Source organism: Phaeobacter sp. JH20_26 (assembly GCF_048056275.1).
GTDB classification, from domain to species: Bacteria; Pseudomonadota; Alphaproteobacteria; order Rhodobacterales; family Rhodobacteraceae; genus Phaeobacter; species Phaeobacter bryozoorum.
The window spans coordinates 574679-589628 of the sequence record NZ_JAYMWL010000013.1; the positions used below are offsets into that span (position 1 = coordinate 574679).

Below are 14950 nucleotides of genomic sequence, written 5' to 3' on the forward strand. Positions count from 1 at the left end.
CGGCCATGAAACTATCGAATGACACCCTGACACAATTGCCGCAAACAATCGCGCGCCCCGGCTACGACCGGGCACAGATCACGCCCGGCATCGTCCATATCGGGCTTGGGAATTTTCACCGGGCACATCAGGCCTGGTATCTCCACGCGCTGATGCAGCGCGGTCTTGCGATGGACTGGGGCATTATCGGAGCAGGTGTGCGCGCCGCCGACGCCAGAATGCGCGACCGGCTGCTTGCGCAGGACTGCCTGACAACTTTGATCGAACTCGACCCCACCGGGCGCTCGGCCGAAGTGATCGGCCCGATGATCGACTTTCTCCCCGTGGAGGCGGGCAACACAAGCCTGATCACGACGATGGCGAGCCCCGCGATCAGGATCGTATCGCTTACGGTGACAGAAGGCGGCTATTATCTGGACCCGCAGCAGGGTGGGCTTGACCTCAAACATGAGGATATCCGTCACGACATCGCCCATCCGGGCCATCCTCGCAGCGTGTTCGGCGCCATCGTCGAAGCGCTGAGGCGGCGCAGAAGCCGCAGCCTGCCCGCCTTTACCGTGCAGAGCTGCGACAATCTGCAGGGCAATGGTCAGATCACCCGCACCGCCGTTGTCACCCTGGCACGACAAACCGATCCCGAGCTTGCGGCATGGATTGATCAGAACGCAGCCTTTCCGAACTCCATGGTCGATTGCATCGTTCCGGCCACCGGCCCGGCAGAGGTGGCACTGGCGCGCGGATACGGGCTTGAGGACAGCGCCCCGGTGACCCATGAGAATTATCGCCAATGGGTGATCGAGGATGATTTCTGCGCAGGCCGCCCCGATTGGGATCAAGTTGGTGCGATTATGACCGATGACGTGCACGGTTATGAAAGCATGAAGATCCGCGTGCTGAACGCAGGGCATCAGGTGCTGGCGAATGTCGGCGAGCTATTGTCGATCCCGACCATCGCCGATTGTATGGGTGACCCTTTGGTGGCGGCCTTCTTTCGCAAGGTCCAGCAGGAGGAAATCCTGCCCTATGTCGCGGCCGTCCCGGACATGGCGCCGAGCGATTACCTCAGCCTGATTGAGGCGCGGTTTTCCAACCCGGAGATCCGCGACACGACGCGGCGGGTGGCCTATGATGGCTCGTCTCGCCATCCCGGTTTTGTGCTGCCCATCCTGCGCGATGCGGTGCAGCAGGCCGGAGCGATTGATGGCTTATGTCTTGTCGAGGCGCTATGGGCGCGGATGTGTACCGGCATTCGTGAAGATGGCAGTCTCATCCCGCCAAACGATCCGGACTGGGAGGTCCGTAATACCCACGCCGAACGGGCACAGCACACCCCGGAAGCCTGGCTACAGCAGAGCGCGATCTACGCGGATCTGTCGGTTGAGGTGCCTTTCGTTCAGCGGTTTTCCCACTGGATGCAGGTCATAACGGCGCAGGGCTGTCGTTCGGCACTTCGCACCTATCTCGGCCCGGCATGAACATGTCCTATTGCGGAATGCTGGACCGGTCAGCGGTTGGTCCCATCAACGGGCAGGCCGCTTGGAACGGATGCGGGTACTGATGACGTTTCGGCGCGGGCCTCTGCCCCGGTGAGTGCTGTGAGGAAAGCGATCAGCGCTGCGATGTCCTGATCGCTGAGGTCCCGGCGTAGATAGATATCCCGCGCGCGCGCCTGTCGCGCCATCTCGAACCGGTCCTGCTGTACCACAAAATCCGTGGCGGCCAGCCAGGGCACATCTGGCAATTGCAGATCGTCAGGCGTCCACGCCGAACGGCTTGCGACTGGATCGAGGTGATGCCGGATCATCCGGTCAAGCGTCGGAAAAGCGCCATTATGGCCATAAGGCGCGGTCAGCTCCACATTGCGCAGCATCGGCGTGCGAAAGCGGTAGGCATCTGACAGATCGTCGCTTTCTCCCATTCGACCGACATCCCGGACGTAGGGGTCAAAGCGGCGCGCGCGACCGGGGCCAAAGGCCGGCAGACCAAGGGCGTAGAAGTTCTGATCCGAAAACAGCGGCCCAGCATGGCAGCCGCTGCATCCGGCGCTGCCAAAAAACAGATCGGCACCGGCTTTTTGCTGCGCGGTCAGCGCCGTCGCATCCCCGGCCAGATAGGCATCAAACGGGCTGTCGAACGAGGTGAAATCCTGCACCATGAACTGGGCCAGAGCCTCCGCGATATCGGTTATCTGCACATCCTCAGGCGCCATGATGTGATCAAAGGCGGCGACAAACCCCGCCGCATATGTCGGCAGGCCGCGGACGCGTTTGGCAATGATCGGCCAGGCCAGATCAATCCGGTCGCGGCTGGCACCGATGATTTCATTCTCGCCGACATTCCCGGCCATTTCCACGCTGGACGTCATCGGAAACAGCGCCTGCGCCGCCAGCAGGGATTGCAGCCCGTCAGGCAGCCATTCCTCTGCCGGGGTGTTGAAGCCATTGCCATAGACCGGATCCGCGCTGATCCGCCCGTCGTGCATCAGAACCCGGATGGATTTTGCCCCGAGGTTCCAGAGCGCGGGCGCATTGCGGGGGATGCGTTTTTGCACCCGGTTGCTGCTCCTGGTGGAAACCCGCGCCCGGCCCAGCCCCTCGCCGCCTTCTCCAAGGCCTAAGGATAGCCCGTCAGAGGTGCCATGGCGCGGATGATGGCAGGTTCCGCAGCTGATATTTCTGTTCCCGGACAGGATCTTGTCGTAAAATAGCAGCCGACCCAACTCGGCCTTTGCGGGGTCTACGGGTAGAAAATCGCTTGCCCCCAGCGGCGGCGGAAACCGCGGATCAGTCGCAGCCGCCGACCCCGCAAAAAGGCCAAACGCCAGCACAACACAGGAGAGCACATGCGCAAGAGATGGAAACCGGTTCTGGCCGCGATGGCGCTGTCCACGAGCAGCCTGACGCTGCTGGTCCCGCTGCCCGCGCGGGCCGAAATCGAGCAGGCGCGCGACCTGATGGAGGCCGGCGAATTTGCGGCTGCGCGCGAGGCGCTCTGGCCAGCGGCGCGCTCCGGCAACGCAGACGCTGAAGAGCTGATCGGGGTGATGTATGCCATGGGGCTGGGTGTTGACCGTGACGACCAGCGGGCCTTTGAATGGTATCTGCGCAGCGCCATGAAAGGGCACCCCGGCGCGCAATCGGGTATCGGTTGGTACTATGAAATCGGCCGTGGGCTGCCCGCCCCCGACTTGGTGCGCGCCTATATGTGGTACACGCTGTCGGCCATTGGCGGTGACCCCGATGCGGCGATCAGCCTTGAAGAAGTGGTCAAGAAAATGACCCCTGCGGAGATCGAGAAAGCGCATGTTCTGGTCGCGGACTATAAGGTCTGGATGTATCCGTTTCGCTAGCCAACGGGGCAGCGGCGCGGCTAGATCCCGCACCGCCGGTTGGTGTTGCAGCCTACTGATCAGTTCAGATCGGCGGCACGGGCCGCGTTGACGTCGGCTTCGGCCTTGGCGACTGCATCGGTCAGCGCGGTAAAGATCTCATCGCCGCGCGTCACGTTGGATTTGAACCAGTCATAGACCGGCTCGGCTGCGGATTTGAACGCCGCCTTCTGTTCGGGCGTCGGAACATAGAGATCGCCGCCACCGGCAACAAAATCCTCATAGGCCTGGATCGACTTGCGCTTGGGCGAGGCAAATGTGGCCTGTTGCAGCGCGTAGAAGCCATCGACCACGACCTGCCGCATGTCTTCCGGCATATTCGTGAAGGTTTGGTTCGACATCCACCACAGCGCCCCCATATAGGCGTGTCCGTCCAGCGTCACATATTGCAGGCCAGCGTCGGGGAATTTCATGCCCATGATATCGGTGATGCCGTTCTTGGAGCCTTCGACCACGCCGGTCTGGAACGAGGTAAACAGCTCCGGCCAGGGGATCGGTGTCGGAGAGGCCCCGAGCGCCTTCACCAGCTCCTGCGGCAGGTCGGCGACGACCGTTCGGATTTTCAGACCTTCCATGTCGGCAGGTTCCGCGACCCGGCGTTTGGTATTGGCGAAGTTACGCCAGCCGCCGGTGTTGCCAATGGTCATCAGGCGGATCGCATCGCCGGAATCCTCCAGTGCCATCCGGCGCATGGTGCGGGTGAAATCGCCCGACAGCACATGTTCGGCAATCCGGTCATCCGCCATCAGATAGGGCAGATCCAGCACCTGGACGTAAGGGAACAACCCCGACGCGCCGCCGGAGGTGGAAATATAGATGTCGATTGAACCATCCGCGACGCCTTGCAGGCATTCTGCCCCGTTGGAGCAAAGCTGGGTGCCGATGAACAATTCAACCTCGATTGCGCCATTGGAGGCCGCTTCGACGTAGTTCTTGAACACGACCAGACCGTCGTAATCCTCGTCATTCTCGTTGGAATTGGCGGTCGCGCGGATCTTGTAGTCTGCGGCGTAGGCCGACAGTGCGGTGCCTGCCATCAGGGCCGACAGGGCCAGTGTCTTCACCATTTTGCTGAGCATTCGTGTCTCCTCCTGTTGCTCTTTTATTCTGGGTATCGGGTCGTCCTTAGTTCAGAAATCCGGTCAACCGCGGAATGGTCAGCGAAATGGCCGGCACAAAGGTGATCAGAAAGATCACCGCAATTTCAATCGCAAGAAAGGGCAGGATCGCCCGGGCAATTGTTGTCACCCGCTCTTGCGAAACGGCGGCTGCCACAAACAGCACCAGCCCCATCGGCGGTGTCGCCAGACCAACCGTCAGGTTCACACACATGATGATGGCAAAATGGACCGAGTCGACGCCAAGATCGGTGAACACCGGTCCGAGGATCGGGCCAAGGATGATGATCGCAGGGCCCGCATCCAGGAACATGCCCACGACAAACAGCAAGAGATTGATCAGGAACAGCAGGATCAGCGGATTTTCCGAGAGGGTGAGGATGAAATCCGCCAGCTGTTCCGGCGCGTGACTGAGGCTGACGACGGTCTTGAACGACATCGCGGCGCCCACCAGCAGCAGCACCACGGCGGAGGTGATCCCCGCCCTCGTGAACACCTGCGGCAGGTCCGCCAGCCGCATCGACCCCAGCACCAGAAAGCTGATCAGCAGCGCATAGGCCACCGCCACGGCAGCGGCCTCGGTCGGGGTGAATACGCCGGCAAGAATGCCACCAAGGATCAGGACAGGCGTCTGCAACGGCACCACCGCTCGTTTGCAAATGGTGCGAAACGCCGGGCTGACCATCCGGCGCAGCCCCAGCATCAGCCCATGGGCAAACAGAACCGCGCCAAGGAACACCAGCCATTTGATCTGCGCTCCGGCCCCCTCGCCCAGCGGGACAAACTGTGCCAGCAACAGGCCAAGGTTGAGCCGCACCAGCCCAAAGGAGAACCAGCGCTCCATCGCGCCGATCTCAACGCTGTCGAACACCACCCGCCGTGCGGCCGGCAGCTCATACCGGTCGGCCATGGCGCGGACCATGATCATCAGGCCGACGCCGACCAGAACACCCGGAACGATGCCTGCGAGGAACAGCGCGGCAACGCTTTCGCCCATGACATAGGCATAGATGATCATGATGCCGGATGGCGGAATGATTGGCCCGATCACCGAACTGGCGGCAGTGACGGCCGCGGCGAATTTGCGACTGTAGCCTTCGCGCTCCATCGCAGGGATCAACATGGACCCAAGGGCAGAGGTATCGGCCACGGCAGAGCCCGAGAGGCCGGCAAACAGGATCGACGACAGGATGTTCACCTGCGCCAGACCGCCGCGCAGATGACCCATCAGCGCCTGCGAGAATTCGACCAGCCGAACGGTGATACCACCGCGATTCATCAACTCGCCCGCCAGCATGAAAAACGGGATCGCCATCAGCGGAAAGCTGTCCATCCCGTTATAGAGGTTGCGATACAACAGGGTGAGATCGCGTTCTTGGCCATTCAGCCACAGCAGGGCACCCGGGGCTGCCAGAAGACAGAAAAAGACCGGCAGACCGACCAGCAGAAGAAACAGGAACAGCGGCAGGAACCAGATCAGCATCACTCGGCCCCTCCGATGGTCATGCCCGGACGGTCCGGCAGGCGATCACCCTGACCGAACAGTCGCACGATGCGTTCCAGGATCAGCTCGATATTGACCAGGATCAGCAGGCCCAGGCCCACCACAAGCGACAGCATCATCCAGCTGCGGGGCACCCGGTGCCAGCTGTCAAAACCGAGAGAGGTCGGAACATAGAGCGAGGCGGTGGCAAACCGCCCGCCAAGACCGGTGACCTCCCTATATCCGATCTGAATACCAACGATCAGCACGGTCAGGCCAATCGCCAATAGCAGCAGCTGCAGCAGGTGGAACAGCCGCCCACGCAGCAGGGAGTCGATAACATCAATGGCCACAAAACCACCGTTGCGCAGTGCGGTCGGCGCCATCAGGCCGGTCATCCACAACATGCAGAACCGCGCGGCCTCATCCGGCCAAGGCAAGGCACTGCCCAGCACGTAGCGAAAGAAGACCTGAATCAGGATCGCCAGAACCATCAGGCCAATGGCAAAAACGCCCACCCATCGGCCGAGCGCAAGCAGGCCGGTGTTGAGCGGGCGCAGTATGTTCAGGACCGACAGAACTGCCGTCATCGCGTCTCTCTCCTCCCCCCAATGTGCCCGCACCAACCTCCCTTGGTGCAGGCAGCCGGTCGCTAGCGTGACACGGCGATCTGGCCCATCTGGCCCTTGTAGAATGTCAATGCGTCCCCTTCTTCGCGCATGGTGGCGCGGTCAACGTGACCCAGCACGATGGCGTGGTCTCCCCCGTCATGGATGGCTGAACGGGTGCATTCAAACCGCGCCAGACAGTTTTCCAAGAGCGGCACCCCGTTTTCGTTGCGCTCCAGCTGCAAATGGTTCAGCCCAAAAGCATCTTTTGCGACCTGCCAACACAGATCATCCTGATCCGCCGCCAGAACGTGGATGGCGTAGTGGCGGGCTCTCTCGAAATAGGGAAAGCGGCGCGAGTTGCGGTCGGGCGACCACAGCACCAGCGGCGGCGTCAGCGAGACCGAGGAAAAACTGTTGGCGGTGATCGCAACAACCCCCTGATCGGAGGCTGCGGTCACGATGGTGACCCCAGTTGCGAACCGGCCAAAGGCGTCACGCAGCAGCCGCGTGTTGTCCGGTGCCGGAACAAAGCTGTGTTTGCCCTGCCCTGCATGTGCCGACATCATGCGACCTCCCGGCCCAATGCCGCCTCGTACAGGGTGAACCAGGTCGGGCGGTCCAGCTCGACCTTCAGCGCGTCAGAGGCCTGTTTGATCCGCTCCAGATTATTGGTGCCCAGCACCGGCAGGATCTGAGCCGGGTGTCGCAACAGGAAGGCTATGGCGACGGCGGCGCGGTCAACGCCTTGCGCGGCAGCAATCACATCCAGCCGATCGGCCAATTGGCCGCTCCCGGTCATCAGCCCCCCACCGCCAAGCGGTGACCACGCCATCAGCGGATGCTCCTGCCGCTGATGAAAGGCCAGATCGCCGTTGGTGAAAGGGCTGATCTCGGACAAAGAGAGTTCGATCTGATTGGTGGCCAGCGGCGTCTTCATCGCCGATTGCAGCAGCTCCCAATCCCAGGGACGGAAGTTCGACACGCCGACGGCGCGCAATTTGCCTGCGGCGACCAGCGCGTCCAGCGCAGCCCCTGTCTCGACATGATCCATCAGCGGATCCGGCCGATGGATCAGCAAGAGGTCGATATGGTCGATGCCCATTTCCATCAGCGACGTCTCAACCGAACGGGTGATATGGGCGGCGGAGGTATCGTAATGTTTGACCGTCGCGTCCGCATAGCGCCCGACCGGAGCCACGATATCGCATTTGGTGACGATCTCCATCTGCTCACGCAGGGCTGGATTCGCCTTCAGCGCCCGCCCCAGGATCCCTTCGGCTGTATAGCCGCCATAGATATCGGCCTGATCAAAGGTGGTGATCCCCTGTGCCAGACAGGCCTCGATCTTGGCCTCGACATGGGCGGTCGAGGTATCGCTGTCATCGCCAAGACGCCACATGCCATAGACCAGACGGCTGAACTCCAGCCCTTCTGCGATCTTGATCCGTTCCATCAACGACGTTCTCCGTTCCCTAGGGGTGTCGCCGGGGTCGATTGCGGCACCCGGCCATATTTATGCGGCAGTGAGCAGGTTTTCAGATGTGGCATCACCCGCGCCCCGAAATGCCGCGCTTCCTCCAGATGCGGGTAGCCCGACAGCACAAAGGCGCGGATGCCCATCTTCTGGTAGGCTTCCAGCTTTGACATGACCTGATCGGTGGATCCGACCAGCGCCGCCCCGCAACCAGAGCGTGCCCGCCCTATCCCTGTCCAGAGGTTCGGTTCGATAAACCCGAATTCATCAGCAATATCGCGGTTCTTGGCCTGATGCGCCACGCCCAGCGAGGTGGCATCCAGCGCCCGCTCCCGAATGGCCTTGCCCTGCGCATCATCCAGTTTCGATACAAGGTGATCGGCGTATTCATAGGCTTCTGCCTCGGTGTCGCGGACAATGACATGCACCCGCAAACCATAATCAAGCGTACGCCCATAAGTTACCGCGACGCTATGAACGGCCTGCATCCGACCGGCCAGATCTTCCATCTTTTCCGGCCACATCAGATAGACGTCGCAATGTTCACCGCAGAGCTCCAGCGCCGCCGGGGAATAGCCCCCAAAGTACAGCAGCGGCCCGCCGGTTTGATAGGGTTTCGCCGGATCGGTGGTCAGCCCTTCGAATTGGTAAACCTCGCCCTTGTGGTTGATCTCATCCCGGGTCCAGGCCTGTTTGAGGATCTCGACCACTTCGCGCGAGCGCTGATAGCGAAAGCCGCTGTCGGCGGTCTCCCCCGGAAAATCGGAGGAGATAATATTGACCGTCAGCCGCCCCTTCAGCATGTGATCCAAGGTGGCCAGGGTACGCGCCAGCATGATCGGCTGCATCTCGCCGCAGCGCACCGCTGCCAGCATGTTGATCCTGTCAGTGATCGGCGCACAGCCCGCCACAAAGCTGAGCGTATCCTGACCCACCTGATAGGACGACGGGCAAAGGATATTGCGAAACCCCTGCGCCTCTGCCTCTTTCACGATGTCAGAGCAATGCGCCCAAGAGGACCGCAGGTCACCATCCGGTACACCAAGAAACTGGTAATCGTCCGAGCAGAGCGCCGCAAACCAAGACACTTCGACCGCATCAAGATCCGCGGATGTTACCGGAACAACGCTCATCGGTCTCTCCCTCGCAGTTGGCAACTTAACTCTTGCATAGCCTGCGCCTTGATGTAGATCAATGGTGTATCAATTTTTCTCACATGGTGACGATTGGCCCCATGCCCACTGCCCGCTCCACTGCCAGCGCGCTGCCGCTTTACCTTCAGATCAGCGAGTCCCTGACCCGTGAGATCGCGGCCGGGAGGTTGGCCGACGGGGAGCGACTGCCGCCCGAGCGTCAGCTGGCGCAGCAGTATGGAACCACCGTAAGAACCCTGCGCAAATCCCTGTCGGAGCTAGAAAAACAGGGGATGCTCGAACGGATTCAGGGATCGGGAAACTACATCCGCACCACCCAGTCAGTGCAAAGCGTCTATTCGATGTTTCGGCTGGAGCTGCCCGGCGGTGGTGGCTTGCCCACGGCAGATGTTCTGTCGGTGACCGCGCTCGCCAAGCCCGAAACACTGCCCGAATTTGGCAGGTCAGGCAGTGGCACCCGGATCAGGCGTCTGCGGTATCTCGATGATGTGGTGATCGCCGTTGAAGAGATCTGGCTGGATGGTGGCGCGGGACAGGTCGATGCCGGACAGCTGTCCGATTCCCTCTATAGATATTATCGGCTGCATCTGGGCTTCTGGATCAGCCGAGCCGAGGATCGGGTATCGCTTGGTCGGGTGCCCGACTGGGCGCCGACACGGTTTGGCAAGCCCCCGGGCGCGACGGTTGGGTATATCGAACGGCTAAGCTGGGCACAGGATGAGGCCGCCGTGGAGTTCTCACGCACTTGGTTTGACCCGGACAGGGCGCTTTATGTGCAGCGCCTGACGTAGGAGGAAACATGTCACACCCCACCACCTATGGAATCATCGGCTGCGGCATGATGGGCCAGGAACATCTGCGCAATATCGCCCGGCTGGACAACACGCGGGTCGGTGCGATCTATGAACCCAATGCGGCCATGCGCGAGATTGCCGCCACGCTGACGCCTGATGCAGCGTTTGTGGACAGTATCGAGGCCCTGCTGGCTGTAGCTGAGCTTGACTGCCTGTTGATCGCCAGTCCCAATTTCCGCCATCTGGAGCAGCTGGAGACCCTGGCCCGCCTGCGCCCGTTGCCGGTGCTGGTCGAAAAACCGCTGTTCACCAGTCTTGCCGATCTGGCACGACTGGACGGTTTTGCAGCAGATTATCCAGCCCCCGTTTGGGTGGCGATGGAATATCGCTATATGCCCCCCATTGCGGCTTTCCTGAAGCAGGCCCAGACAGCGACCGGCGGCATCAAGATGCTGAGCATCCGCGAGCATCGGTTTCCATTTCTCGCAAAAGTCGATGACTGGAACCGGTTTGACGCCAAATCCGGAGGCACCTTTGTTGAGAAATGCTGTCACTTTTTCGATCTGATGCGGCTGACGCTCGGTTCTGAACCGCTACGGGTTATGGCCAGCGGCGGTCAGGATGTGAACCATCTGGACGAACGCTATGCCGAGGGAACCCCGGACATCCTCGACAATGGTTATGTTATCGTCGACTTCAGCTGCGGCGCCCGGGCGATGCTGGACCTGTGCATGTTCGCAGAAGGCGCTGAATATCAGGAAGAGGTCGCCGCGGTCGGACCCACAGGCAAGATCGAAGCCTTTGTGCCCGGACCGGGGCGGTTCTGGCCCACCCATCTGGGCGCGCCGCCGCTGCCGAAGCTGGTGACCTCGCCATGCTCCCCCAAAGGCCCTGTAAAACAAGAGATTCCTGTTGATCCCGAACTTCTTGAGGCGGGTGATCACAACGGATCCACCTTTTATCAGCACCAGAAGTTCCTCGAACTGGTCCGCGGCGAACGCGCAACACCTGAGGTGACCCTTCATGATGGGCGGATGGCAGTGCTCATGGGGATGGCGGCGCAGATCTCCATTGCCGAGCGGCGCAGCGTAGAGATCTCAGAGCTGATCTGAGCGCGCCCCGGTGACGGGATATTACAAGCCGATCACGATATCGGCCTGTAGCCCACCCAGCTCGGCGCTGGTGCCCAGCCGGAGCGTCCCACCATGCGCGCGCGCAATATCGGTAACAATCGCCAGCCCCAGACCAACCCCGCTGCCAAGATCCTGATTGCGGGCAGGATCAAGCCGGGTAAAGGGCCGGGTCGCCTCGGTCCGGTCCGCCTCTGCAATGCCGGGACCGTCATCCTCGACCCTTATGCGCAGGAATTTCTCGGTCATGGCAACGGACACGCGTGCGCGGGTGCCATAACGCACTGCGTTTGAGATCAGATTCTGCACGGCCCGACGCATTGCTGCGCCGCGCAGCATCACCTTGCCTTCGCCGCTCATCTCGCCGAGCATCACATCCTTGCCCTGCCGCCGCCAGCCATCGACCAGCAGCGTGATCATCACATGCGGATCCACTTCTTCCGGCTCGCTGGTGGAAACACCGCGCGAGAAGTCGAGAAAGGCATCCAGAAGCGCCTGCATCTCGTCGACATCCTGACGCAGCGGCTCGGCCTCCTCGTCATCCAGCATCGACAGGCCCAGTTTCATGCGCGTCAGCGGCGTGCGCAGATCGTGGCTGACACCGGAGAGCATCAGCGTGCGCTGCTCCATCTGACGTTCGATCCGCGCCCGCATGTCCAGAAAGGCGCTGCCGGCGGCACGCACCTCATTGGCCCCGCGCGGCGAATAAGGCTCCGTTCGTCCCCGCCCAAAGGCCTGTGCCGCTTCCGCGAGCTGCTTGATCGGGCGCAGCTGGTTACGCATGTAGACGAATGCGATGACCGTCATCAGGAAACCAAAGACGATCATGGTGACAATCAGCTGATGCGGCGCCGCTGCCGTCAGTCGCCGTCTGTCAAACACCAGCGCCAGTGGCCCGTGTTCGCTATCCAGCACCAACTGCACCCGGCGCGTGTTGGGGAACTGGGCAGAAATGAACTGTGGCGCCGTCGCCTGCAAGGTGTCCCGCACCACCCGGCCCGAAAACTCCAGTAGCCCCATCTGATCCAGCGGTACCGGCTCCTCCGGCTCGAGAAAGCGCAGCTGCATCTGGAGCGGTCGCAGCAGCGGATCGGCCAGTTGCAGGGCCTCCTCGCGACTGCCAGCCGGTGCCATCACCTGCTCCAGCAGGCGCAGCTCGCGCAGCATTGTGAGCGTCATCTGGACCGTCAGATCCTCAAGGTCACGCTTGATGAACACAACCGAAATCACCAGTTGCAGCGTTACAATCGGCACCAGCAGGATAAGCGCCGCCCGCCCGTAAAGGCTGCGCGGCATATAGTGTTTGAGCCATTGAAAGAACATGCGCTACACCTACCGCGCGACCCCGCCGCTGAAAAGCAAAACGCGCATCTTCCGCGCCCCGTTTATCACCAAGGATCAGAGCAGATGCAGGCACCCGACGATTTCAATCCCCCCGCAGGCATCGCGGAGAATGTCGAACCGGGTCTGCGCCGTATCCTCGCACCGAACCCCTCTGCGATGACATATCGCGGGACCAATACCTATCTGCTGGGCCACAGCGATATTGCCATCATCGACCCCGGCCCAATGAGTGACGCCCATCTACGGGCGATCCTTGACGCCGTGGAACCGGATCAGCGCATCAGCCACATTCTGGTCAGCCACAGCCATCTGGACCATTCCCCCCTCGCCCGGCCGCTTGCCAAGGCCACCGGCGCGCCGGTCTACGCCTTCGGCGATGCAACAACAGGGCGAAGCGCTGTGATGACGGAGCTGGCCGCCGCCGGCCTCGCCGGTGGCGGTGAGGGCATCGATGTGGATTTCACGCCAGACATCAGGCTGCGCGACGGTGATATCGTGGCCGGCCCGGACTGGCAGCTGGAAGTGATCCACACGCCCGGACATCTTGGCAATCATATCGCTTTTGCCTGGAAAGACACCTGTTTTACCGCCGATCACGTGATGGGCTGGGCCAGTTCGCTGGTGTCGCCTCCCGATGGCGATCTGACAGATTTCATGGCTTCCTGCCAGCGATTGGCCGCGCGCAACTGGCGCGTCTTCTACCCCGGGCACGGCGCACCGGTTTGCGACCCTGCGGCCCGGCTCGCCTGGCTGATCACCCACCGCAAAGGGCGTGAGGCTGCGATCATGGCGGAGCTTGCGAAAGGACCGGCCACCGTGGCAGAGTTGACCGCGCGCATCTACACCGAAACTCCGGCAGCGCTGCGCATCGCCGCCGAGCGCAATGTTTTTGCCCACCTCGTTGATCTTGCAGGGCAATCCCGCGTCACATGCGCAGATCCTCTGTCATTCGGCGCGCTGTTCGCTCAGCTCCCATAGACAACCGGATGACCGCAGATTTTTTCAAAAAATCGCAAAACGACTCTGGACCTCATCAGATCCGACCGCTATACGGCACAAACCGTTCCGGCGTAGCTCAGCGGTAGAGCAGTTGACTGTTAATCAATTGGTCGTAGGTTCGATCCCTACCGCCGGAGCCAAAGATTTCAAGGGCTTGGAGATTACATCTCCAAGCCCTTTTCTTTTGTGAAGGCCGTCAGCCGGTGTCATGAGCCCTGAGACGCAGTACCAGCGGCACCATCGCCACCACAAGCACAGCGGCGACCAGAAACGGGGCACCGGGCAGATACCAGCCGGTCTCGCCGACAAACCGTTCAAACACCCCGGTAAGCACCAGCGGAGCCGCGACAGCAGCAACCGACGACAGCGAAGCGATGACGCCCTGAACCACACCCTGCTGATCCTCGCCAACCCGGTTGGCGGCAAATGCGGTGATCAGCGGCGGAGCCATATCTGACAGGGCGGCGATCGGCAGAAACACAATGACGACCCAGATGGCACTGGCAACGCCAAACCCGATCATGGAAATCACCGCCGCCACCATCGCGATGATCAGTGTTCTGAAATCCCCCAGGCGTTTGGTGAGCTGCGGCAGGATGCCCGCCTGTACCACGGCGATCAGAACACCATAGGCTGAAAGGGTCAGCCCGATGGTGAACCCGTCCCAGCCAAACACCTCGCGGCCCCAGAAGGACCAGAGTGTCGGGTAGACCAGATTGGCAAACTCAAAGACAAAGATACAGATCAAGGGGATCGCCAGACCGGGGATGGCAAAGGCGCGGAGGAGGGTCGCGAAGGGGTTGATATCACGGCGGCCAAACGGGCGACGGTTCTCCGGCTTCAGGGATTCCGGCAGAATGATCAGCCCGAACAGCACGTTGACCGCCGAAAGGCCCGCAGCGATCCAGAAGGGCGCGCTGATGTGCAGCCCCGACGCCATGCCGCCAATTGCAGGCCCCAGCACAAAGCCGATACCAAAGGCGGCACCGATCATCCCAAAGGCAGCGCCGCGCTCTGCCGGTTTGGCGATATCCGATATATAGGCGGTCGCCGTGATATAAGTCGCCCCCGCCATCCCGGCGATGACCCGACCAACCAGCAGCATCCAATAGGTCTGGGCCAGCGCCATGATGACATAGTCGATCGTCAGGGTGACAAGCGCGAGGATCAGGATCGGCCGACGCCCATAGGCATCGGAGAGGCTGCCGACAATCGGGCCGAACAGAAACATGGCGGCGGCATAGGCCGACATCATGATGCCGCTCCACAACGCGCCTTCGGCGGTACTTTCGGCCCCCACTCTCAGCATCAGATCGGGCATGATCGGAAACACGATGCCAATGCCAATCGCATCAATCATCAATGTCGCAAGAATGAACAGAAAGGGGCCGGTCAACTTCATGGTGCTTGTCTTTTTTGATCTGAAACAGCGCCAACACGCGGCACAGCACTTAG

General features: G+C 61.3%; 14 protein-coding genes and 1 tRNA gene. 6 read left to right on the top strand and 9 right to left on the bottom strand.

What is annotated here, in order from left to right; genetic code table 11:
- Positions 1–5: 5 nt before the first annotated feature.
- Positions 6–1475, top strand: coding sequence for a mannitol dehydrogenase family protein (locus VWY60_RS08505; protein ID WP_416540281.1), 1470 nt, complete (start codon positions 6–8; stop codon positions 1473–1475).
- A gap of 29 nt (positions 1476–1504) precedes the next feature.
- Here VWY60_RS08505 and VWY60_RS08510 read toward each other — a convergent pair whose 3' ends face one another.
- Positions 1505–2827, bottom strand: coding sequence for a cytochrome-c peroxidase (locus VWY60_RS08510; RefSeq protein ID WP_416540786.1), 1323 nt, complete (start codon positions 2825–2827; stop codon positions 1505–1507).
- Between the two features lie 48 nt (positions 2828–2875).
- On the opposite strand from VWY60_RS08510, the gene VWY60_RS08515 reads away from it, so the two are divergent.
- Positions 2876–3349 (top strand): tetratricopeptide repeat protein, encoded by a 474-nt coding sequence (locus tag VWY60_RS08515; RefSeq protein ID WP_340546311.1) that lies wholly within the window; start codon positions 2876–2878, stop codon positions 3347–3349.
- A 59-nt stretch (positions 3350–3408) separates the two neighbouring features.
- On the opposite strand, the gene dctP is transcribed toward VWY60_RS08515, so the two are convergent.
- From dctP to VWY60_RS08545, 6 genes are all read right to left on the bottom strand, one after another.
- Positions 3409–4467, bottom strand: a complete 1059-nt coding sequence (gene dctP, locus VWY60_RS08520) for a TRAP transporter substrate-binding protein DctP (protein WP_416540282.1) — start codon at positions 4465–4467, stop codon at positions 3409–3411.
- 46 nt (positions 4468–4513) lie between these two features.
- Positions 4514–5989, bottom strand: coding sequence for a TRAP transporter large permease (locus VWY60_RS08525; RefSeq protein ID WP_416540283.1), 1476 nt, complete (start codon positions 5987–5989; stop codon positions 4514–4516).
- A complete protein-coding gene (locus VWY60_RS08530) occupies positions 5989–6579 on the bottom strand; it encodes a TRAP transporter small permease (protein ID WP_416536124.1) in 591 nt (196 codons plus the stop codon). The genes VWY60_RS08525 and VWY60_RS08530 overlap by 1 nt, the downstream gene beginning before the upstream one ends.
- A 62-nt stretch (positions 6580–6641) precedes the next feature.
- Complete coding sequence (locus VWY60_RS08535; protein WP_416540284.1) at positions 6642–7163, bottom strand: flavin reductase family protein; 522 nt, start codon at positions 7161–7163, stop codon at positions 6642–6644.
- Entirely contained in the window at positions 7163–8053 is an 891-nt protein-coding gene (locus VWY60_RS08540; RefSeq protein WP_416540285.1) for an aldo/keto reductase, read from the bottom strand. The genes VWY60_RS08535 and VWY60_RS08540 overlap by 1 nt, the downstream gene beginning before the upstream one ends.
- Complete coding sequence (locus tag VWY60_RS08545; protein WP_416540286.1) at positions 8053–9207, bottom strand: LLM class flavin-dependent oxidoreductase; 1155 nt, start codon at positions 9205–9207, stop codon at positions 8053–8055. The genes VWY60_RS08540 and VWY60_RS08545 overlap by 1 nt, the downstream gene beginning before the upstream one ends.
- Before the next feature lie 101 nt (positions 9208–9308).
- Between VWY60_RS08545 and VWY60_RS08550 the strand changes: the two genes are divergently transcribed.
- Positions 9309–10019: a GntR family transcriptional regulator gene (locus tag VWY60_RS08550; protein ID WP_340545362.1), complete on the top strand. Its 711-nt coding sequence runs from the start codon at positions 9309–9311 to the stop codon at positions 10017–10019.
- Positions 10020–10027: 8 nt separating this feature from the next.
- Positions 10028–11134: a Gfo/Idh/MocA family protein gene (locus VWY60_RS08555; protein WP_416540287.1), complete on the top strand. Its 1107-nt coding sequence runs from the start codon at positions 10028–10030 to the stop codon at positions 11132–11134.
- A 21-nt stretch (positions 11135–11155) separates the two neighbouring features.
- Here VWY60_RS08555 and VWY60_RS08560 read toward each other — a convergent pair whose 3' ends face one another.
- A complete protein-coding gene (locus VWY60_RS08560; RefSeq protein WP_416540288.1) occupies positions 11156–12475 on the bottom strand; it encodes an ATP-binding protein in 1320 nt (439 codons plus the stop codon).
- Positions 12476–12559: 84 nt separating this feature from the next.
- Here VWY60_RS08560 and VWY60_RS08565 point away from each other — a divergent pair, with 84 nt between their 5' ends.
- Positions 12560–13474 (top strand): MBL fold metallo-hydrolase, encoded by a 915-nt coding sequence (locus VWY60_RS08565; RefSeq protein ID WP_416538651.1) that lies wholly within the window; start codon positions 12560–12562, stop codon positions 13472–13474.
- Between the two features lie 86 nt (positions 13475–13560).
- Positions 13561–13635 (top strand) — tRNA-Asn (locus VWY60_RS08570).
- 56 nt (positions 13636–13691) lie between these two features.
- Here VWY60_RS08570 and VWY60_RS08575 read toward each other — a convergent pair.
- Positions 13692–14897, bottom strand: coding sequence for an MFS transporter (locus VWY60_RS08575; protein WP_340545358.1), 1206 nt, complete (start codon positions 14895–14897; stop codon positions 13692–13694).
- Positions 14898–14950 lie beyond the last annotated feature (53 nt).